This window comes from Dolichospermum sp. DET69 (assembly GCA_017355425.1).
Lineage (GTDB): Bacteria > Cyanobacteriota > Cyanobacteriia > Cyanobacteriales > Nostocaceae > Dolichospermum.
Genome location: CP070233.1, coordinates 2,175,062 through 2,196,902, shown reverse-complemented (window position 1 = coordinate 2,196,902; position 21,841 = coordinate 2,175,062). Strand labels below are relative to the sequence as shown.

The 21,841-nt window shown below is 36.9% G+C and carries 20 protein-coding genes; 17 read left to right on the top strand and 3 right to left on the bottom strand.

Features of this window, described 5'->3' with window-relative positions; genetic code table 11:
* Window positions 1–151 precede the first annotated feature (151 nt).
* From EZY12_10180 to EZY12_10160, 5 genes are all read left to right on the top strand, one after another.
* Window positions 152–1,039: an MBL fold metallo-hydrolase gene (locus EZY12_10180; GenBank protein QSX69904.1), complete on the top strand. Its 888-nt coding sequence runs from the start codon at window positions 152–154 to the stop codon at window positions 1,037–1,039.
* An 82-nt stretch (window positions 1,040–1,121) separates the two neighbouring features.
* Window positions 1,122–1,415 carry a hypothetical protein gene (locus EZY12_10175; GenBank protein ID QSX69903.1) on the top strand — a complete coding sequence of 98 codons (294 nt, stop codon included), beginning with the start codon at window positions 1,122–1,124 and terminating at the stop codon, window positions 1,413–1,415.
* 1,807 nt (window positions 1,416–3,222) lie between these two features.
* A complete protein-coding gene (locus EZY12_10170; GenBank protein ID QSX69902.1) occupies window positions 3,223–3,705 on the top strand; it encodes a hypothetical protein in 483 nt (160 codons plus the stop codon).
* An 8-nt stretch (window positions 3,706–3,713) separates the two neighbouring features.
* Window positions 3,714–4,094 carry a DUF423 domain-containing protein gene (locus EZY12_10165; GenBank protein QSX69901.1) on the top strand — a complete coding sequence of 127 codons (381 nt, stop codon included), beginning with the start codon at window positions 3,714–3,716 and terminating at the stop codon, window positions 4,092–4,094.
* A gap of 286 nt (window positions 4,095–4,380) precedes the next feature.
* Window positions 4,381–5,115, top strand: a complete 735-nt coding sequence (locus EZY12_10160; protein QSX69900.1) for a 2-phosphosulfolactate phosphatase family protein — start codon at window positions 4,381–4,383, stop codon at window positions 5,113–5,115.
* 123 nt (window positions 5,116–5,238) lie between these two features.
* Here EZY12_10160 and EZY12_10155 read toward each other — a convergent pair whose 3' ends face one another.
* The gene (locus EZY12_10155) at window positions 5,239–6,987 is read right to left on the bottom strand and encodes a M61 family metallopeptidase (protein ID QSX69899.1); all 1,749 of its coding nucleotides are present in this window, start codon (window positions 6,985–6,987) and stop codon (window positions 5,239–5,241) included.
* Window positions 6,988–7,257: 270 nt separating this feature from the next.
* On the opposite strand from EZY12_10155, the gene EZY12_10150 reads away from it, so the two are divergent.
* The 10 genes from EZY12_10150 to EZY12_10105 all read left to right on the top strand — a co-directional run bounded on the left by EZY12_10150 (window position 7,258) and on the right by EZY12_10105 (window position 15,304).
* On the top strand, window positions 7,258–7,695 hold the full coding sequence (locus EZY12_10150; protein QSX69898.1) for a DUF29 domain-containing protein: 438 nt from the start codon (window positions 7,258–7,260) through the stop codon (window positions 7,693–7,695).
* Window positions 7,696–7,971: 276 nt separating this feature from the next.
* Window positions 7,972–8,172 carry a hypothetical protein gene (locus EZY12_10145; protein ID QSX69897.1) on the top strand — a complete coding sequence of 67 codons (201 nt, stop codon included), beginning with the start codon at window positions 7,972–7,974 and terminating at the stop codon, window positions 8,170–8,172.
* 224 nt (window positions 8,173–8,396) lie between these two features.
* Window positions 8,397–9,644: a GNAT family N-acetyltransferase gene (locus tag EZY12_10140; protein QSX69896.1), complete on the top strand. Its 1,248-nt coding sequence runs from the start codon at window positions 8,397–8,399 to the stop codon at window positions 9,642–9,644.
* Window positions 9,644–10,120: a Holliday junction resolvase RuvX gene (ruvX, locus tag EZY12_10135; GenBank protein ID QSX69895.1), complete on the top strand. Its 477-nt coding sequence runs from the start codon at window positions 9,644–9,646 to the stop codon at window positions 10,118–10,120. The genes EZY12_10140 and ruvX overlap by 1 nt, the downstream gene beginning before the upstream one ends.
* Before the next feature lie 128 nt (window positions 10,121–10,248).
* Complete coding sequence (locus EZY12_10130) at window positions 10,249–10,821, top strand: DUF3727 domain-containing protein (protein QSX69894.1); 573 nt, start codon at window positions 10,249–10,251, stop codon at window positions 10,819–10,821.
* A 401-nt stretch (window positions 10,822–11,222) separates the two neighbouring features.
* A complete protein-coding gene (locus EZY12_10125) occupies window positions 11,223–11,756 on the top strand; it encodes a YqeG family HAD IIIA-type phosphatase (GenBank protein QSX69893.1) in 534 nt (177 codons plus the stop codon).
* Between the two features lie 87 nt (window positions 11,757–11,843).
* Window positions 11,844–12,431, top strand: a complete 588-nt coding sequence (locus tag EZY12_10120; GenBank protein ID QSX69892.1) for a Uma2 family endonuclease — start codon at window positions 11,844–11,846, stop codon at window positions 12,429–12,431.
* A gap of 127 nt (window positions 12,432–12,558) precedes the next feature.
* Window positions 12,559–12,699 (top strand): hypothetical protein, encoded by a 141-nt coding sequence (locus EZY12_10115; GenBank protein QSX70872.1) that lies wholly within the window; start codon window positions 12,559–12,561, stop codon window positions 12,697–12,699.
* A gap of 127 nt (window positions 12,700–12,826) precedes the next feature.
* Window positions 12,827–13,936, top strand: coding sequence for a glutamate 5-kinase (proB, locus tag EZY12_10110; GenBank protein QSX69891.1), 1,110 nt, complete (start codon window positions 12,827–12,829; stop codon window positions 13,934–13,936).
* A gap of 180 nt (window positions 13,937–14,116) precedes the next feature.
* Entirely contained in the window at window positions 14,117–15,304 is a 1,188-nt protein-coding gene (locus EZY12_10105; GenBank protein QSX69890.1) for an FtsW/RodA/SpoVE family cell cycle protein, read from the top strand.
* Between the two features lie 90 nt (window positions 15,305–15,394).
* Here EZY12_10105 and EZY12_10100 read toward each other — a convergent pair whose 3' ends face one another.
* On the bottom strand, window positions 15,395–16,657 hold the full coding sequence (locus tag EZY12_10100) for a hypothetical protein (protein QSX70613.1): 1,263 nt from the start codon (window positions 16,655–16,657) through the stop codon (window positions 15,395–15,397).
* 201 nt (window positions 16,658–16,858) lie between these two features.
* Between EZY12_10100 and EZY12_10095 the strand changes: the two genes are divergently transcribed.
* On the top strand, window positions 16,859–17,323 hold the full coding sequence (locus tag EZY12_10095; protein ID QSX69889.1) for a hypothetical protein: 465 nt from the start codon (window positions 16,859–16,861) through the stop codon (window positions 17,321–17,323).
* The gene (locus tag EZY12_10090; protein ID QSX69888.1) at window positions 17,320–20,058 is read left to right on the top strand and encodes a ParA family protein; all 2,739 of its coding nucleotides are present in this window, start codon (window positions 17,320–17,322) and stop codon (window positions 20,056–20,058) included. The genes EZY12_10095 and EZY12_10090 overlap by 4 nt, the downstream gene beginning before the upstream one ends.
* Window positions 20,059–20,095: 37 nt before the next feature.
* Here the strand turns inward: EZY12_10090 and EZY12_10085 are convergent, their stop codons facing one another.
* Entirely contained in the window at window positions 20,096–21,217 is a 1,122-nt protein-coding gene (locus tag EZY12_10085) for an ABC transporter permease (GenBank protein QSX69887.1), read from the bottom strand.
* Between the last annotated feature and the right edge of the window lie 624 nt (window positions 21,218–21,841).

Here is a 21,841-nt window from a genome sequence, read left to right as displayed (position 1 = left end):
TGTAGTAACCTATGTACAAGAGGATTGATGAAAAAACAACTATATAATAATTCCTGATTACTGATTCTAACTAAACTCTGCTGAGAGTGATTCACTCACAACGAATCGCACTCATTCCTCTTTTGCTCAGTCCAGCCAGCCAACAATACCCATGTCTAGGATAGAGAACCAATTTAATGTGCAATTTTGGGGCGTTAGGGGCAGTATCCCCAGTCCGGGGTTAGATACTGTCCGCTACGGAGGTAATACTCCTTGTGTCTCCATGCAAGTAGGCGGTAAAAGACTAATTTTTGATGCTGGTACAGGATTACACGTTTTAGGAAAATCCCTATTGTCACAAATGCCAGTAGAGGGTCATTTATTCTTTACCCATTCCCACTGGGATCATATTCAAGGATTTCCCTTTTTTACCCCAGCCTTTATCAATGGTAATAAATTTGACATTTATGGAGCGATCGCCCCAGACGGTTCAACCATAGAACAGCGGTTAAATGACCAAATGCTGCATCCTAACTTCCCTGTACCTTTACAGATTATGCAGTCCAACTTGACTTTTCACAATGTACAACCAGGACAGCCGATCTATATTGATGACATCATCGTCGAAACGGCTCCTTTAAATCATCCCGGTGAAGCAGTAGGATATCGAGTTAATTGGCAAGGTGGTGCTGCTGTCTATATCACTGATACAGAACATTATGCTGATCATTTAGATGAAAATGTATTGTGGTTAGCTCGCAATGCTGACGTACTAATTTATGATTCTACATATTCTGATGAAGAATACAGCAACCCCAAATCATCGAAAATTGGTTGGGGACATTCCACATGGCAAGAAGCTATAAAAATTGCTAAAGCTGCCAATGTGAAAACCTTAGCAATTTACCATCATGATCCAGCCCACAATGATGATTATTTAGATCGTGTGGGTGACAATGCCTATGCGAGTTTTCCCGGGGCAATTATGGCTAAGGAAGGATTAGTTATCCCAGTGACGACAATTAATGGTGGATCAGAATCTTTTCCAGATAGTAAGTAATTGGAATGAGAATATCCTATTAATTTCTTAGCCCCGATTTTTACGCATAACAACAATTTAGACAAGTCTTTTTTCTCCATTTGTGGTTAACAGTTGGGGAATGTTTGGTATTTGGTTCTACTATCAATATAATATTTTTGAAGAAAGTAACCGGAGTTCTCTTGATATAAAATTAGGCTCTTATCGGTGGTTATGGCTAGTTTCTCGCAAACAATGTGGAACAATTAATGCTATAGATTTACCACCACTTTTACCCAATAGTAAAACAGAAGTAATTTGTGAAGTTATCCCAACTAATAGAGGGATTATGCGATTAATTGGGATGACAGTAGTACGTCCAGATCCCTTTGGTCTTTTTTGTGATTTATCTGATTAATTAATTTGTGAACGCAATTAATTATGGTCTGAACTATGATTTGCGTGATTAATGTGATTTATCTGATTAATTAATTTGTGAACGCAATTAATTATGGTCTGAACTATGATTTGCGTGATTAATGTGATTTATCTGATTAATTAATTTGTGAACGCAATTAATTATGGTCTGAACTATGATTTGCGTGATTAATGTGATTTATCTGATTAATTAATTTGTGAACGCAATTAATTATGGTCTGAACTATGATTTGCGTGATTAATGTGATTTATCTGATTAATTAATTTGTGAACGCAATTAATCATGGTCTGAACTATGATTTGCGTGATTAATGTGATTTATCTGATTAATTAATTTGTGAACGCAATTAATCATGGTCTGAACTATGATTTGCGTGATTAATGTGATTTATCTGATTAATTAATTTGTGAACGCAATTAATTATGGTCTGAACTATGATTTGCGTGATTAATGTGATTTATCTGATTAATTAATTTGTGAACGCAATTAATCATGGTCTGAACTATGATTTGCGTGATTAATGTGATTTATCTGATTAATTAATTTGTGAACGCAATTAATCATGGTCTGAACTATGATTTGCGTGATTAATGTGATTTATCTGATTAATTAATTTGTGAACGCAATTAATCATGGTCTGAACTATGATTTGCGTGATTAATGTGATTTATCTGATTAATTAATTTGTGAACGCAATTAATTATGGTCTGAACTATGATTTGCGTGATTAATGTGATTTATCTGATTAATTAATTTGTGAACGCAATTAATTATGGTCTGAACTATGATTTGCGTGATTAATGTGATTTATCTGATTAATTAATTTGTGAACGCAATTAATTATGGTCTGAACTATGATTTGCGTGATTAATGTGATTTATCTGATTAATTAATTTGTGAACGCAATTAATCATGGTCTGAACTATGATTTGCGTGATTAATGTGATTTATCTGATTAATTAATTTGTGAACGCAATTAATCATGGTCTGAACTATGATTTGCGTGATTAATGTGATTTATCTGATTAATTAATTTGTGAACGCAATTAATTATGGTCTGAACTATGATTTGCGTGATTAATGTGATTTATCTGATTAATTAATTTGTGAACGCAATTAATTATGGTCTGAACTATGATTTGCGTGATTACACCACTTCCTGCTGTTATGAGTTACATCATAGCCCCCTCCTTGCTTGCGGGGAGGGGGTTGGGGGTGGGGTTCATGTACCTCACTCAATTAAGAACCGCTGTAATGTGATTTATCTGATTAATTAATTTGTGAAAGCAATTAATTAATCACTTGACACTCTCACCGTCTTTAGACACTGAGATTCTTTAATCAATGAGCCAACTTACAATTGCTGGATTACTCCAACAAAAACAGAGGTCGATTCTCCTAAAGCGTTAATGACCGTATCCCTACCGTACTCGATTTTTGTATTTCATTTTTCACCAAATTTAGCTTTCCTAAACTGCAATACTGTTAGGTATGACTACGCACTCAACCAAATTAGTTAAGTTTTTACGTTGTTTAGTTATACTTAAATTATGGAACTTTTGAAAGTATATCACACCTACTGTTACTAGTCAACGAGTTAGGCTAAATATTTTCGCCCGTGTCGCTTATATCTCAGCACTAAAGTGACTGAGCTTTACGCTTACCGAGTAATCTTGTAAGTCCTGATAGTCATCATAAATCAATCGTCAACAATTCGCAATATTACTGGAAGCTTCAGATAAGTAAGGTTAAAATTACAAGCAATGTCTAAATCTGAAGTAGAACTATGAAGACGGCTGAAAAACTGGCTGCTGGTTGGTTACTCACACTCGGATTCATGTTTTTGGCGATATCAGTATCAGAAGCCATAGATAAATCGGCTCAGTCAGGAGTAACGATATATCCTGTGGAGGGGGAACAGGTATTTTCACCTCCCAATGCGGCTCAGGAGAGTAAAGATACTATTGTGGGAGGGATAATTTTTGGTGTTCCTAGTGCCATCGTGGGGAGTTGGTTAGCATTAGGCTTGTATAAACAAAGTCAACAAGAGAAAAAAGCATTAAAGCAACAAAACAGCGAACAATTGCAAGCCCAGTTTTATCAAATGTTACTACAAAATCAAGGTCGCGTAACTTTATTAAGTTTTGCCATGCAGTCCCAATTACCAGCAGCGGAAGCTAAACAATATTTAGATAAGAAAGCTAAAGAATTTAATGCAAATTTTCAAGTAAACGAAGAAGGGGCTTTATCATATCATTTTGATGTTTAATAGGTCAGATGACACAGTTTTTCTTAACTATAGCCGCCATTTTTGGCGGTTTATCTGTCGCTGGTGGTGCTTTTGGCGCTCATGCTTTGCGGGAAAAAATTAGCGAGCGCTCTCTAGAAATATTTGATACTGGCGCTCGTTATCAAATGTATCATGCTCTAGCACTTTTAGTAGTTGCCATGCTCATGAGTCGTTTAGAAACTCCATCGACTACGCTGGTAGTTAGTGGTTGGTTATTTATTATTGGTGTGATGATTTTTTCCGGTAGCTTGTATGCTCTGAGCCTAACAGGGATCAAATCCTTGGGAGCAGTTGCACCATTGGGAGGATTGGCATTAATGCTGGGTTGGGGTGCTTTGGCTGTGGCTGCGGCAACTACCAAGTTTTAATAAGTAGCAAGTTTTGAGTCAGGTCTAAATTAATACTCAAAATACCCTGTTAACTCTTGCCTATTGTCTTTATCTCTCTTATGTAAGTAGGTGAACATAAAAATTTAAAGGTATGTGAAGAAAAGTAAAATCGCCCAAAACTCTCTTCCTGTTCCCTGTTCCCTGTTCCCTTGTCATAACGACAATTTTTAACGCCAACCTACTTATTAGTAAATATTATCATCAGTTAGTGACATCAAGTAGGTAAAATATTAGCGCAGTCTTATGAAATAGGTGTAGCCAGCACGTGAAGATATTTGTATATCACACTCCCGAATTAACCCCAACTGATACAGTTCCAGAATGTGCGATCGCCGTTGATGTTCTACGAGCAACTAGTACAATGTCCACAGTTTTAGCTGCTGGAGGTGAAGCTGTGCAAGTTTTCAGCGATTTAGATCAACTGATGACAGTCAGTGAACAATGGCCTCCAGAAAAACGACTCAGGGCTGGAGAACGGGGTGGCGCTAAAGTAGCTGGTTTCGACTTAGGTAACTCACCCTTAGATTGCACAGCAGAATTAGTTGCAGGAAAACGGTTATTTATTAGTACCACCAATGGTACACGGGCTTTACAACGGATACAAAATGCCCCCATTGTCCTCGCAGCAGCTTTGATTAATCGGGCAGCAGTAGTTAAATTTCTATTAGAAAAACAACCGGAAACCGTCTGGATTGTTGGTTCTGGCTGGGAAGGTAGTTATTCTTTAGAGGATACAGTGTGTGCTGGAGCGATCGCTCATAGTATTTGGCAACAAACTAATTGTTCCCTAGAAGAAATTAGTGGTAATGATGAGGCGATTGGTGCGATCGCTCTTTATTCCCAATGGCAAAATGACTTATTAGGACTACTTCATCAAGCTAGTCATGGTCAACGATTATTACGTTTAAAATGTTTAGAAGATCTGAAATATTGTTCCCAAACTGATACTTTAGACATTTTACCAATTCAGAAAGAACTAGGAGTATTAAAAAGTCATTAATCATCTGCATCAGGATTTAAAAGATTTAAAGATCTACAAGATTTAATTAAATTATCTATATTTTCTTATCCTGTTAATCCTTGAATCCAGAGCATCCTGATTCAGACAATTTCATCTCTAATATTACTCAATAGCTGTCAAAGGTACACCTAACCAACCTGCAAAGTTCTCCATTTCTGTAGAAGAAGGATTTTCCATAGCTTTGAGTTGATACTTACCAGCAATTGGTGCAGCTAGATTCACAGAATAAGTCCGCAATTCATCTTGATGAAAAACAGTAACTTGGATAGAATCATTTACTTGATAATCCTTTAAGCGCTCATTTAACTGATTTCCTACCTTAATGCCATCAATAGCTAATAACTCATTTCCTGCATCAATACCCGCCTTTTGTGCAGGTGAACCCGCTTCGACAAATTTAATTATCTCTCGCCCATTTTCAGTATTTATCCGCACACCTAAATAAGGTTCTTCATTGTTTCCTTCAACTAATTGCAAACCAAAAGGTTGTAAATACTGATTAAATGGTAAATCTTCCAAACCATGAAGATAGCGTTTAAAGAAATCTCCTAAATCCATACCCGCTACAGACTCAATTACACCCTCCAACTGTTCTGGAGTATAACCAATTTCTGCTTTTCCAAACTGCTTCCACATTTGCCGCATTACATCATCTAAAGAACGCTGATTTTGATGATTAACGCGGATTAATAAATCTAATAAAAGTGACACCATTTCCCCTTTTAAATAATAGGAAATTTGTGAATTACCACTATTAGCATCTGGCCGATAAAGTTTAATCCAAGCATCAAAACTGGACTCTGATAAAGGTTGTACCTTTCGTCCGGGAGTTAGCAAATATCTAGTAATCTCCTTACTCAAATAGTTTAAATATGCCTTAGCATTATAAATACCTGCTCGTAAAGGAATTATTAAATCATAATAACTGGTTGTTCCTTCACAAAACCATAAAGATGGCGTATAGTTTTCCTGATCATAATCAAAAACCTCTAACCCTTGGGGACGAATTCTTTTAACATTCCATAAATGAAAGAATTCATGGGCAACTAATTGTAAAAACGGTTCATATTTATCCTGAGTCCGAAATCCAAATCTTTGATAAATTAAAGAACAAGAATTTTTATGTTCTAAACCACCAAAACCTTGCTGAAGTAAATGCAGAAAAAACACATATCTATCATAAGGTAAACCACCAAACATTTGTGATTCTACCTCAATAATTTTTTGGCAATCAGCAATCATTTGTTGTGGTTGAAAATTTCCTTTTCCCCAAACTGCTAATTCATGGGGTTTACCCAAAACTTCAAAATTATATAATTGATGACAACCAATTTCAAAAGGACTATCAACTAAAGTATCAAAATCTGCTGCTAAAAAAGTATTTACTGTTTCTGCAACCAGTGGTAAACTAGAAGTTACTTGCCATTTAGGGTTGGCTGGAATTACTGTTATTTGCATGGGTAAATTTTCCCACCCAGGAATTCTCAAAAACAACGCTGCACCGTTAAAATAACCGTGAGTAGCATCTAAATGATTAGTCCGAACTGTTAGTTCATTGGCAAATACACGGTAATTAATAGTTATTTCTGAAACAGCACCCTTTTCTACCTGCCAATGATTTTTACTAACTTTATGCCAAGATAAAGGTTCACTGTCAGCAACAGCCACAAAATCTTGTAAATGTCTCTCATATTCCCGCACTAAATATGAACCAGGAGTCCACACTGGCATTTTCAAATCGAGAACTGTTGATGGATAGTTGACAATGTGTAAAGTCACCTCAAACAGATGGGTTTCTGGTTGAGACATTCCCACTAAATAAGGAATTTTGGGAGAGAGTTCTGAAATCATTTTGTGTATTGAGTTTTGAGTTACTTATCTATAATTAACAGTCTATCGTTAATCGTCAAGTATAGGCATATAAAATTAATAATATGATGTGTTTATGATGATTTTATGGAAAGTAAGATTATTGACTGATTTGTAAACCTACAATACTCTTAAAGTGGAGGTTATCGTTAATTGTATCTAATCACAAAGGGATATTTTTCTATAAGTTGTTAAAACAGTACCATCTTTTATGCAAGATTTAGGAAAAAACAAGCCAAGGAGTTATCAATTATGACAGTACCTTATGATGAACTGGTTTTTCAATCACCATATTTAGCTGTAGTGAAAGCAAAACAACTGCTAGAGGAGGGGAAAATGAAAGAAGTTGATTATATTTTAGAGAGTTTATCCGAGTCTATGGGGCGATCAGAAAAAAGAGCAGTAATTAATCGCCTAACTCGATTGATACTGCATATAATTAAGTGGAAATGTCAACCAGAAAAACGTAGTGCTAGTTGGGTAATTTCTATTCGTTCAGCTAGGGCAGAAATTACTGCCAGTCAAGAAGAAATGCCAAGTCTCAATCGAGATTTTTTGGAATCTATTTGGAATAATTGTTTTCTGGCTGCAAAACAGGATGCTAGAGATGAAATGGGCAAAAAACCAGATATTATTGCTTTAAGTTGGGATGAAGTTTTTAACGAAACTTATACACTTTGGGAGGATTAGAAAATTTTTATTTGGTAAAAAATCAGGTTATTGATCTTGATTACAGCACTTCCTGCTGTTATGAGTTACATCATAGCCCCCTCCTTGCTTGCGGGGAGGGGGTTGGGGGTGGGGTTCATGTACCTCACTCAATCAAGAACCGCTGTATTGGCTGTTCCCTCCTTTCCAATCATTACACTTCATTGCGAAATAGGCAGTTAGGTAAAAAAAATGATAACTTCTAATCTAGGCTAGGAAAGCAATTACACCGAATTCACCAAGGAGAACCCAGTGGCAATGAAATCAAATGTACTAACAGGCGCAACTGTAGATAACCAAGATACAAGTGAATACGTTGCTCATCTACAACTGCATATGACATTACAAGCTCGTAACTTGGTTCCCAACTTCAAACAAACAATACAAGATAGTCGTCAACAATTACTACATCAAACCCAAGCCGATTTTGAAAAATTCGCTTCTCGCCAAGGGTTATAGATTTAAAAGCATTTTTACCAAAATTAACATAAAATAGAAGCAGATATTGTGGTTTTCACCCCAAGGGTGTACTCGCGGTTTCTGCTTTTGATATTTTTTTACATATCTAGTTAAGAAAATCACTCTTTGGGAACAAGACCTAAGAGCAGAAGACCGTTAGAATAATTGCAGCATTACATCAATACTCATAATTTTGTAAAGGTTAAATGGCGGCTTGAATCAACATGACCTCACTACTCCCTCGAAACCTCAGCGTTGTTATCCGGCCAGTCCAACATAGGGATTTGGACGGAATTGACCGCTTAACTCAAGAATCATTGTCCCATCTTTCTCCCCAAGAAGCTGGTGCAGCCATGCGGCAAATGCAATGGCTACGACACTGGTATGGGTTACTCAAATTCTTAAGCTGGTTTCCCAACCCACTACAGTACCGCTTCTGGGGCTATGTTGCCGAACAGGGACGGATACTACTGGGAATGATTCAAGTATCGCCCTTTAACCGGACTCGCAGCACTTGGCGAATTGACCGGGTAATGTTAGCAGGGACTGGCGACAAGATGGGGGTAGGTTCACAACTCCTGCGCCATTGCTTTGAATCAATTTTAGAAGCGCGGACGTGGATATTAGAAGTTAATATCAATGACGTTGATGCCTTAGCACTTTATCGCCACAATGGATTTCAACGGCTGGCAGAAATGACATACTGGGAAATTAGTCCCCAGCTATTAGCGGAATTAATCCAAACTGAGCCAGATTTACCCAATTTATTACCAGTCAGTAATGCTGATGCTCCCTTGCTATATCAACTAGATACAGCAGCAATGCCACCTTTGGTAAGGCAAGTATTTGATCGTCATACCCACGACTTTAAAACTACTTTGTTTGGGGCTATTGGTGACGCGCTCAAGCAGTGGATGACAAAAACAGAAGTTGTGAGTGGTTATGTCTTTGAACCCCAGCGGAAAGCAGCTATTGGTTATTTCCAGGTGCAACTTGATCGCACAGGCACAAATCCCCATATAGCTACACTGACGGTTCATCCGGCTTATACTTGGTTATATCCAGAACTATTGTCTCAATTAGCTCGGATTGCCCAAGATTTTCCCCAACAAGGTTTACAATTAGCCTCTTCAGACTATCAACCAGAAAGAGAAGAATATTTAGAACGCATTGGGGCTAAACGCCGAGAACATACCCTAATCATGTCTCGTTCAGTCTGGCATAAACTGCGAGAATCGAAATTTGTCTCCTTAGAGGGGATTCAGTGGCAAGAAATGTTACAAGGGCTGCAACCAACCCGGAAGCCCATACCTGGGGGGATGTCATGGATGCCGCAACCACAGCAGGTACAGCCAGAAAGAGCTATACCAGTGCAGTCGGAAATTGTAGCTTTTTCTCATCAAAACTCGAATATAATAGATACATCTTGTCCATTAGATTCAGCCGCAGATCCAACCCAGGAGCAACAATAGTGATCTCTCAACAGCAATCAAAATCATTTATCTCCGCTTTAGGTGTTGATGTTGGTAGTAAACGCATTGGACTGGCAGGGTGTGATGGTACTGGTTTGATTGCTACGGGTATCACTACGATTGAGCGCAAATCTTTTGTGGAAGATGTGGAGAAAATCCAGCAAATAGTCAATGAGCGACAAGTGCAACTTCTCGTTGTTGGTTTACCTTATTCTATGGACGGTACTATAGGGTTTCAAGCCCGTCATGTCCAAAAATTTGCGGCTAGACTAGCTGAGGCGCTCAAACTTCCTTTGGAATATATGGATGAAAGATTAACTTCTTATCAAGCAGAACAACTGATAATAGCTGAAAATCGCTCCCCGTCCAGGAACAAGGGTTTAATTGATCGTAAGGCTGCTGCATTGATTTTACAACAGTGGTTGGATGCTAGGCGCAGTTCGTTACAGAGATCAGTAACATTTACTGACGAGTGATCCCTTTTAACATGGTATTCTAAAAACTATTACTTGTATCTCTGAATTTATGGTTGACATCGGCTGTCATTTAGCGGTTCAATGATTTCCATATTGTAAGAGTATTGTTAAAGTTACATAATTTACCTATGAATTCATCTCCATTTCCTGAAGACAATGATCACGATTCCGAGAGTTCTCTGATTTTAACAGATGAGCTAAAACGAACCCTAGAATGTTACATTGAGCATACACTCTCAGTGGAGGGTGAGACATATGTTCTCCTTCTCCCTGTGGATGCACCAATAGAAATTTTTGCTTGGCAAGTTGATGGCGATGACGAAGAAGCCGTCTTAGTCGAAGATGATGATATGATTGAGGAAATTTTCGGCACTGCTCAAGCTGTTCTTTCTGAGCAAAACCTGATTCTCAAGAATACTGCTCATGCTTTGACTGTAGCAGGTGAGTTGCCTCCTGAAGATGAATCGAAATTCTTTACTTTAGAAATTGAAGATGAAGAAAACGGTTTAGAACCAGAACAATTAATGGAAATTGCCACTTTTTATCATGATGATCAGGAGTATGCAATTTATACTCCCCTTGATCCTCTGCTCTTTTTTGCCAGAATTACTAAAACGGGGGAACCAGAATTACTTTCTCCTGAAGAGTTCCGTAAATTTCAACCCCTGTTAGAAGAACATCTGTTTAATGAAGTTGAGTAATCAATAAGTTCTGGCGATTATAAATCACAGCTACACAAACAAAGTCCACCTGCGTGGACTAATAAAAACTATTTGTTTTCAACCCACGAAGGTGGGTTTTGCCTGTGTAGTTGCGGTTTCTAACCGCCAATCTAATATTAACAGGACCTGTGTGTATAAGGTAAATTAATAGGTTCTGGCGATTATAAATCACAGCTACACAAACAAAGTCCACCTGCGTGGACTAATAAAAACTATTTGTTTTCAACCCACGAAGGTGGGTTTTACCTGTGTAGTTGCGGTTTCTAACCGCCAATCTAATATTAACAGGACTCGTGTGTACAAGGTAGGTTACAGACTGGGAACGAGACCAACGAGATATGTTAAGAATATCAACAGGCTTAGTTTAATTATAAAATATTATGACTCGCAACCATCTATTAGAGCCTAACTTGATTTTAGCAGGTTCGGTTTTGACGTTGACACCGGATGTAATCCAACAATATGGGCTGAAAGGGCTAGTATTAGATGTGGATGAAACTTTAGTCCCGATGACAACAAGTTCTACTTTCCCAGAATTGCAAGCATGGATAGCAGAAATTCGGACTTGTACATCATTGTGGTTAGTCAGTAATAATTTAAGTGAAGCGCGAATTGGTGGGATTGCTCGTTCTCTCAATTTACCTTACTATTTGGGTGCGGCTAAACCCTCGCGGCGGAAAATTAGAGCAGCATTGCAAGAGATGGATTTACCTGCACATCAAGTAGGTATGGTAGGCGATCGCTTGTTTACAGATGTGTTAGCTGGTAATCGCTTGGGTATGTTTACAATTTTAGTTGAGCCTATTATTCATCCTGATTTTACAGCCCTCCGTTCCCATCCTATCCGCAACATTGAAGTTTGGATATCGGAAATTCTGGGTGCATCTATTACAGGTAAGGTAATCAAAAAGTAAAAATCTGTAGTTCTAAATTGGTGAGTTTATCTTTACTATTTTAGCTAAATTCACTAAACTTGAAACTAACACCTTGAGGTAAACATCATGAACACTGCTATAACGACTTTACCTCCTCACCTCACATTAAACATCAACCTAACGGATGAGCAATTTTTTCAACTCTGTCAAAACAACCGTGATTTAAAATTTGAACGCACAGCATCAGGGGAATTAATAATTATGCCACCAACTGGCAGCGATACTGGCAATCGTAATTTTGATATTGCTGTAGAATTAGGAATTTGGAATAAACAAACAAAATTAGGTAAAGGTTTTGACTCTTCCACAGGTTTTAAATTACCCAATGGTAAAGATGTTTCTCCTGATGTTGCTTGGATTAAAAAAGAACGTTGGGATAGTTTAACCTCAGAACAACAATATAAATTTGCTCCTATTGCACCTGATTTTGTGATTGAATTACGTTCTCCTAGCGATAACTTAAAACCATTACAAGAAAAGATGCAAGAATATATAGAAAATGGTGTTAAATTAGCTTGGTTAATTGATAGAAAACAAGGTAAAGTTTTTATTTATCGTCCTGGTCAAGTTGTGGAAGAATTAGATCATCCACAAACATTAAATGGTGAGGATATTTTACCGGGATTTGTTTTAGATTTGCGTGAGATTTGGTAATTAATCTCATACATCGTTTTCATGACAATTAGGAAGAGGATAATGTTCTGTTTCATAAACTTCAATTAATGTTCCTAATGTATCAAGTAAATGGTAAATATGAGCTTAATATGTTAACTGCTTAGATATGAAAATTCTTTTTGATCAGGGAACTCCTGTACCACTAAGGAAATATTTAATAGAGCATTCTGTAACAACAGCTTATGAAGAGGGATGGTCTAATTTATCAAATGGAGATTTACTTAAAGCTGCTGAAAATAAATTTTAATAACATCAAGGTCAGCCAAAAAAAGACCCTAGCAGATAAGAGATAAATATAAACCCGTACAGCGTCAACCTTCACTATAGAGGGATTGGCGCTGTATAATTTTTTGGGGATAAATCACCAATGATCAATGACCAAAACAATTGTTGTTAAAATCGGTACTTCTAGCCTAACTCAACCGGAAACGGGACAATTAGCCCTTTCTAGCATTGCAACCTTAGCCGAAACTCTTTGTGATTTGAGACGACAGGGACATCGGGTAATTTTAGTTTCTTCTGGCGCTGTGGGAGTAGGTTGTGCGCGGTTAGGTTTAACAGAACGTCCCAAAACTATAGCTTTAAAACAGGCTGTAGCAGCAGTTGGGCAAGGTAGATTAATGCGTATATATGATGACTTATTTAGTATCTTGCAACAGCCCATTGCTCAAGTATTATTAACTAGGGCAGATTTGGTAGAACGTAGCCGTTATCTTAACGCCAATAATACTTTTCAAGAATTACTAAATTTGGGAGTAATTCCCATCGTCAATGAAAATGATACCGTAGCTGTAGAAGAATTAAAATTCGGAGATAATGATACCCTTTCTGCATTGGTAGCTAGTTTAGTAGAAGCAGATTGGCTATTTTTATTAACGGATGTTGATAGATTATATTCTGCCGATCCTCGTTCCGTACCTGATGCTAAACCCATTAGTTTAGTTAGCAGTATGCAAGAACTGACAGAATTGCAGATTCAAACAGGGGGACAGGGTTCTCAATGGGGGACTGGGGGAATGATGACTAAGATATCTGCGGCCAGAATTGCGATCGCTGCTGGTATCCGCACAGTCATTACTCAAGGGCAATTTCCCCGGAACATTGAAAAAATCATTCAAGGGGAACTCATCGGTACACACTTTGCACCGCAACCAGAACCAACTTCAGCCCGCAAACGCTGGATAGCCTATGGTTTGATACCTGGAGGAAAATTATACTTAGATGAGGGAGCGATCGCTGCCGTTGTTAAAGCCGGAAAATCCCTATTAGCAGCGGGAATTAAAGCCGTAGAAGGGGAATTTGACAGTCAAGAAGCAGTGCAATTATGTGATAGTAATGGTCATGAAATTGCTAGAGGATTGGTGAATTATAATAGTAAAGAATTGCAGAAAATTTGCGGCAAACATTCACGGGAAATTCCGGCAATTTTAGGTTATGAAGGTGCAGACACCATAATTCACCGCGATAATTTAGTTTTGATTTAAATTGACTAATTACTAATAACTAAGTAGATTGGCTCAAATAATATCAAAATAATATTGTTGACTCTGGGCGGGCTAGAAGCCCACCCCACAATAAGTATAATATTCTTGTGGGGTGGGCATCCTGCCTGCCCATATTATATTTAATTGTGCCTACTTAATAACTAATAACTAATAACAATTGTGAATCTACTCCGATTAATCCCAATTTTTGATAATTCCGTTTCTAACTGGGGTTTAGAAGCCCGATTATTGCGCTGGCTAACATTAATGTGGATGTTTATTGGTTTAATCATCCTCTTTTCCGCATCCTATCCCGTTGCTGATGTCCGTCAGGGTGATGGTTTATATTATTTCAAACGGCAAATCCTTTGGGCTATAGCTTCCTTGATTATTTTCAACATCATTGTTAATCTGCCATTGCGGAAAATTTTGGGGGTATCTCATTGGTTTTTGATATTTTTCCTGATGTTGATTTTTATGACCTTAATCCCAGGATTGGGAAAAAAAGCCTTTGACGCAGCTAGATGGATAGCCATTGGACCGATTCCTATCCAACCATCAGAATTAATTAAACCTTTTTTAGTTTTACAAAGTGCGACACTTTTCGGCCAGTGGGATAAACTTCGTTGGGGAATTCGGTTATCTTGGTTGGGTGTTTTTGGTCTTGTTCTCTTAGGAATTTTGGCACAACCTAACTTAAGTACAACAGCACTTTGCGGAATGACAATTTGGTTTATTGCCTTAGCAGCAGGACTACCATCTAAATATTTGGGAGGAACAGCTATTGGTGGGGTGATGTTAGCATTATTGAGTATTAGTATTAAAGAATATCAACGGAAACGGATTATGTCCTTTATGAATCCTTGGGCAGATGCTCAAGGAGATGGTTATCAGTTAGTACAAAGTTTATTGGCTGTAGGTTCAGGTCAAACTTGGGGGTCTGGATTTGGACTTTCTCAACAAAAGTTATTCTATTTACCAATTCAAGATACTGATTTTATATTCGCAATTTTTTCGGAAGAATTTGGCTTTATTGGGGGGATTTTGTTATTAATCATGTTGGCGATATTTGCCACTTTAGGATTAATTATTGCCCTCAAGGCCAAAAATCTCACATCTAAATTAGTAGCAATTGGTGTAGTAGTTGTCATGGTTGGCCAATCACTATTACATATTGGTGTAACTACAGGTGCGTTACCAACGACAGGTTTACCCTTACCCATGTTTAGTTATGGTGGTAATTCGATGATTGCCAGTTTGGTATCTTCTGCTTTATTAATTAGAGTAGCTAGAGAGGGTAGTGAAGCTGAGGTAGTCCCTTTAAGAAAAACACAGCCGGAAAATCGGACAAGAAAACGGATATTTTAGATTGAATCTCAACCATTATCCGGTGGGCATTGCCCACCCTACGAATATTTCAAAATTAGTGTTAGATTACTTGTTGAACCATTAGATTAATTATTTTAGTTGCTGAATTCTTTTGTTTGCTAATGTTAATAATCGTTGCGATTCGGTGTACGCAGTAGTTCCCGATTTGACGTTATTAAGTTGAGTTATAACTCCATGAATTTCGGCTCTAATTTGATTTTTATCTGTTGGTGGAGAAGCAATCAATCTTTGAATTTCCTTGTTAGCTTCTTTCAGAATATCCACAGCATCACTTTCCATTTGCCGACGATTTTTAATAGTTCCTACATTGGTTTGATATTGTGCTATTAGTTTTTGTGCTTCTACATAACTAGGTTCACTAACTTGAATTTTTTCTAATTGTTGAATTGCTTTTTCCCATAATTCACCAATTTGTTCCCATTTCTGACTTGTATGGGGGGGATTTTGAGAAGCTTTGGCAGCAGCTAAAGCATACTGTTTGCCAGCTTCAATTAAAGTCGAACTGCGGGGATCAATAACTGTTTTCTGTTTAACTTGATATGCAGCCATTAATTTTTGTGCGTCTAAATAACGAGGATTTTCATTTGGTACTCGTTCGAGTCTAGTAATGGCCTGTTGCCACAATTCTGATGCAGCTTCAGATTTTGTGAGTTTAACTTTCTCGGCTTCTAAATCAAATTCCTGTGCCGCGGCAATAAAATTACCAACTTGTGCATTTTCAAAATCCCGTTTGTATGCTGCGAGTTGAGTTTGGGCATTTTTACCAGCATAAGTTTGTTGAGAAATTTGATCTAATTTATCTATAGCTATTTGCCAAGAAGCAATGGCTTTATCTCTATCTTTTGTATTTTTAGCTTGTTGATATTCCTGCTTTGCTGTCAATAGTGCCTTTTGTGCTTCATCCAATGGTACTAAGGCATTTTTATCCTGGAAAGCCACTGCTTCTAATCGTGCTACTCGCTGACGTGCCTTTTCAAATTCATCAAAAGTAAACTGCCAGGAACAACCAACTAAACTGCAATAACGTTGGGGATAATAACCCAAAAACCAAACAGGTAAATTCTCTAAATGTTTTTTTGCTTCTTTAACTTTTTCTCCACCCCGTTCAATATCGGCAGAACTAGTAGCTTTACTAATTAATTGATCTGCCTGTTCCAGAGAATCAATAGCACCCCGATAATGACGATCCATACTCATGAAACTAGGTAGCAATAGCAATGGTGCTGCTTGAGCTACAGGTTGACGAATCATAGGATAAGGTAAATTTACCACCCACAATATCCCCGCTGTACTTGCTACGAAAATGGCCGCAAATTTGATTTTACCCAACATAGTCATTTATATCCAATCATTCCTATACTTAGTATTCCCAGTAAAGCTAATTTAACACGCATAAAGATTTGGTTGATTACAACTGTATCAATCATGGAGTGTTGGACTTTAATAGAGGATGAGTTGAAGTATCGGTATGACCCGTTAATGGGTGGCGCGATTTTGACGTAAAATAACTGAATAAAATCTTAGTTAACGGGAATGGCAATACCTTTTACAGACAAAGAAATGAAGAAAGCTTGGGGTGGAAATCTATCTGCTTCTCAGATAAGTCCTCGTACTAATGCCCATCGGTTACTTTTATTTTATGCTGTTGAATGTGGTTTGAAAGCAGTTTTGATGGCAAGACAGGAAACAAGACGTACTGATTTATGTACAGATATCAATGAATGCAAGCATAATATTAATAAATTATTAAGTAAATTAGGTGCAGGAGGACATCTGAGCTTACCCCGTGAAATAGTCATTCAGGAAATATTTGATACACGAAATAATAAAGAGGATAGAAAATTAAACCCTGGTCAAATTAACGAACTGTGGCGTTATGGAGGAAAAGTTATTGCTATAGTTAATAAAGATGGAAAAATTAAAGCTAATGATGAAGATATAGAAAATAAACTACTAGAAATATCAAAATGGATTGCAGGAGAACTTAAAAGTTTATGAATAAACCCAAATTACTGACATGGCTTGATATTAGAAGAACTATTCGCACAAAAACTAATTATGGAACTAATCTACCAGATGGCGTAGTGAAAATTTACTGTTACTCAGATGCTTTAGAAATATATTTTCGGAATAGAGAAAATGCTGTCATTGCACTGAAAGAATGGTTTAAGGATTGGTATCAGGAAGACGAGTCTGTTATTCAATTTGACCTTGGTAATGCTACATTTCCAGTAGAATTTATCTCTGAAGAGGAAACTTACATAACTGATATTGATGTTCGTCCCTTTTGGGAAGAAATTGCTTATCTAGAAAGCGGCTCAGAAACAGAAACTGCGGTCAAAAAAATAGTGGATCTTCCAGAACCATATTCTGAAAAACCTAATTTAATAGCTTTTTATTCTTTTAAAGGTGGTGTAGGTAGAACATTAAATTTATCAGCCCATCTTTTTGCTTTGCTAGATAGAGCTAAAGAGTTAAATGAATCTATAACTATCTTAGTGATTGATGCTGATTTGGAAGCACCAGGTCTTACTTATTGGAATGCTTTTGAAAAACAACAGCCAGAAGTTTCTTTTATTGATTTTTTAGAAGTTTACCACTATTCTCCCATTGCAAGAGAAGAAGCACTTTCATTATTTGCCCGTGAAGTTAAAAAATCAGCTAAACATGAGGGAGAATTAACAATTTATTTCTTACCTGCTTGTCTTAATGATGAACAACTACTAGATACTCCTATTTTACCTGAAAATTTGGTTAGAAGTCCAGATGGAACTTGGGAATATGGCAATGCTATCTATAGTTTAGGTCAAGTTGTTAATGCAGATTATGTTTTTATTGATTTGAGAGCCGGATTGAGTGAAATATCTAGTCCAATAATTTTTGATCCTAGAATTCAGCGGTTTCTAGTTACAACTATTAATGATCAATCTATTAAAGGTACAAGTCTAGTTTTAAAACAAATTGGCAAAATTGCGCCACCAGAAGCAGAAGTTAAAGATAAAACATACTATGATCCATCAATAGTAATTAGTATGTTAAAAGAAGAATTCAAGAAATTACCAGTATATGAGGATGCCTTATTTGAATTAGGATCTGCTTATGTACAATCACAAGAAAATAAGTTAGATGAGCCAAGATTGGAAATAAAAGAAGCTTATTTTGCAGAAGAATTACTTTATGTAAATAACTGGGAAGATGCACGCTCAAAATTAAATGCAACTTCAGTGATGAAAATTGCTAGAAATTGGGCTAAAGAACTGTTACCAAATATCGAAAATCAGGAATTAACCTCAGAAACACACAAACAAGAAGAGGTGAAAAGACTTAGGGATTTATGTCAGCGATATGAGTACGCTGAACAAGGACAAGGAGAAGATTTACTGATAACAGAACCTTTGCTGAACTTAGCTACTAATTTTAGAGATAAATTACCTCATATAGTATCAATTGGAGCTAAAGGTGCGGGAAAAACTTTTAATTATATACAGTTATCACGATTTAAATATTGGGAAAATTTTCTGAATTATATTGATCATAGACATAAGGAAACTGAGACAAAAACATATATATTTCCTTTACTTGAGTCCAGTAACGTTAAGGATAATGCAAAAACTGTTATCACCGAATCTAGAATTGAAGTTAGAGAAGCTTTAGGTGATAATATTCCTGAATTTGTACATTCAGAATATGCAGATAGAATTAAAAAGGAACTTGGAGAGCAAAATTGGAATGAACCAAAATGGACAGAATTCTGGGTTGGTGAAATTGCCAGAGCTATAGGTATTAATCCAAATGTAGATATTCCTAATACTCTTGGCACTATAAATCAAGATTTAAAAAATAAAGGATTAAAAATTATCTTTTTGTTTGACGGTTTAGAAGATATTTTTTCCAAAATTGCCTCTAGTAATCAACAGCAGACTGCCTTAAAAGCTTTAATTGATGATTTACCAAAGAAATTGTCAGAAATTAGGCAATCTAATCTTGGTGTCATAATTTTCTTGCGTCGTGATTTTTTGAGGTATACAATTACTCAAAATTTGAGTCAATTTGAGAATCTTTACCGTGCTTATGATTTATCTTGGAATCTAGATTCTTTCTTGAGATTAGTTTATTGGATTTGTAGTGAATCTAATGTGATAGGTGCAAAAAAAGATAGTATTTACAGTCTAACTCAAGAGAATATCATAGATGAATTAGAGCAACTATGGGGTAAAAGACTAGGGACAAAAGAAGCCTACACAGCTTCTTGGGTATTTGCAGCTTTAACAGATTTTAAAGGTAGACTCCAAGCCAGAGATATTGTCCGTTTTTTGTATAATGCAGCAGATATTACAGTAAATAGTAAAGAATTACAATTTGCAAAATGGTCTACAAGCCGACTTTTACCTCCTCCAGCAATTCGTCGCGCTCTGAAACCGTGTAGTGAAGAAAAAGTGAGAGAAGCTAAAGAAGAATATCTAGCTTTCAAAACATGGGTAGAAGATACACTTCGTAAATATCCTGCAACTCAACGGATAATTCCTTTTGCTGTAGAAGATTTTGACATGGATCAAAAAACAGTAACATTATTAGAAGAAATGGGAGTGATTTATGAAGATAAACAAAAAGAGGAAATAAAGCGATTTTATATTCCTGAAATTTTCCGCGAAGGGTTAGGCTTTTCAGGTCAAGGTGCGCGACCTAGAATAGTAGCATTGAAGCGTAGGGTGCTAGGGAAAGGGATTTTGTGATTATCTTTTTTTGAATTTTGCCAATCTTCAAGTTATCTTAACTCAACTGATTACGAAACTTACTCACGCTAATACTCAACAACACTACAGCAAAACCGAGTAATGCTAAAACATGAATCCACAGCACATCTAAACCAACTCCTTTGAGTAAAATACCTCTGACAATTGTGATGTAATGACGAAGAGGATTTAGTAAAGATAGCATTTGAAAGAAAGGAGGCATAGCTTCAATGGGAGAAATTGCCCCAGATGTCTGCACAATTGGTAAATTAATAAAGAAAGATGTGAGTAAAACTTGTTGTTGAGAACGACAAACAGTCGCTAACATAATTCCTAAACTAATTCCCACAAATACATACATACTTGATAAAGAAATAAACAGCAAGAAACTACCACGAAATGGCAAATTAAACACCACAGTTCCCAAGGTTAAAGCTAACATTACATCCCCCATTAACAAAAATACCAAAGGGACAATTTTTGATAACAATATTTGCCAATTCGCGGCTGGAGTCATTAACAATTGTTCCAAAGTTCCTGTATCTTTCTCACGCACAACAGTCACAGCAGAAACTAATGTCCCAATTAATGTTAAAACTAAACCCATGACTCCCGGTACAAAAAACCAACTGCTCGTAAGTCCAGGATTATAAAGAAATACTACTTGCGGTGATACAGGAGGACTGCGTTTCCCTTCTTCCAAACTCAGATTATATTGTTGAACAATTTGATTCATATAGTTAGCAGCAATCCCCGCTGTATTGGCATTCACCGCATCAATAAAAACTTGAATGTCTGCGGTTTTTTGTGCTAATTTACGCGAGAAATCCGGCGGAATTATGACTCCTACATCTAGTTTTCCATCTTCTACTTGTTGACTTAAATCTTTTTCGCTAGTTGGGATAGATTCTAGAGTAAAAATTCGATTAGAAGTCATTGCTGAAATTAGTTCTCGACTATCAGCAACATTAGCATAATCAATCACACCCAATTTTAAATTGTGGACATCAGGATTAAGTGCAAATCCATAAAGTAATAATTGGACTGTTGGGGGAACTATCAACAAAACAATTAATTGTTTATTTCGCAAAATCTGATTAATTTCTTTGCGTACTAATGCCCAAAAGGGATTATCAAATAATTGCAGAATAAATTTCATAAAATATCATTACCTTTAGCTTGTCTGAATTTATACCCATTATTCGTAAATATTCAGCCCTAACTGGGCTTTGTTTTGATCAGAAAGAAAAAGGTACAAGCCCCTAAATTTATTTATGGGGTTCTTACTTTTGACTTCACTGAAAGGGCTGATCATCATCCTAATTCTACGTCTAAAGGTAAAATAGAGGAAGAGGTTGTTTGATAGCGTAGCGTGGCGTTAGCCATAAAGTAATATCAGGTATGATTGCTTACCTCCCTTAGTCCCCCCTTTCCAAGGGGGGATAAGAGAAAATCAAGTCCCCTCCCCTTAGAAAGGGGAGGGTTAGGGTGGGGTAAAACAATATTTGATACACCATGAGGGACTTGTTTATTCATCCTCTAAGAGGTTGTTTGAAAAGTTTTGGGTGGTGATCTTAGGCGCTTGCTGATCCCCCCTAACCCCTCTAAAAAAGGGGGGAACTAGAGTCAAAGTCCCCCTTTTTAAGGGGGGATTTAGGGGGATCTGAAAATATTTGATACACCACGAAGGACTTGTTCATTCATCCTCTAAGGTCAACATTCATTAATCTGCATCAATTTTGGTTTTATGAGATAAAAAATAGTCCAGATAGTTGGTTCTGAT